Origin of the sequence: Mesorhizobium sp. M7D.F.Ca.US.004.03.1.1 (genome assembly GCF_003998635.1) — a bacterium.
In the GTDB taxonomy this organism is placed as follows: domain Bacteria; phylum Pseudomonadota; class Alphaproteobacteria; order Rhizobiales; family Rhizobiaceae; genus Mesorhizobium; species Mesorhizobium loti.
Map to the genome: position 1 here is coordinate 1 of NZ_RZQG01001818.1, position 433 is coordinate 433.

1 pseudogene is annotated in these 433 nt (G+C 59.8%); it reads right to left on the minus strand.

Going from position 1 to position 433, the window contains the following annotated elements:
• Positions 1-433, minus strand: a pseudogene (locus EN935_RS40205) (IS1 family transposase); the annotation flags it as partial.

Consider the following 433-nt stretch of genomic DNA (forward strand, 5'->3'; position numbering starts at 1 on the left):
ACATGCACCGGATCGGGATTGCCTTCGATCCGCGTCTTGGTCGCGCCACTGCAGACGGAGGGGCTGTAGCGGCGCTCTGGAGACTTATTGCTCTCCGGCTCGCCATACTGCTTGATCAGCATAGCGTAATCGATGTCCGCTCCAGAGGCTTCCTCGACGGCGTTCAGACAGGCGCGATGGCCGTCCGTCATAAGCTGGACGCGATTGGCAAGACGGTCCTTCACCTCGTCCATGAAGGCCAGCGCATATTCGCCGTCGCGACCGCCGATCAGCCAGGAAATGATAAGCTTGCTGTCGCTATCCAGCGCGGTCCAAGTCCACACGTCGCCGCGCCCTCGACATGGTTCTTCATGGTCGAAACGTTCTTCGCCTTTGCGCCGACAAACGACCAGATTTCATCGCACTGGACGCGCTTGGAAGCCACATTGCGGAC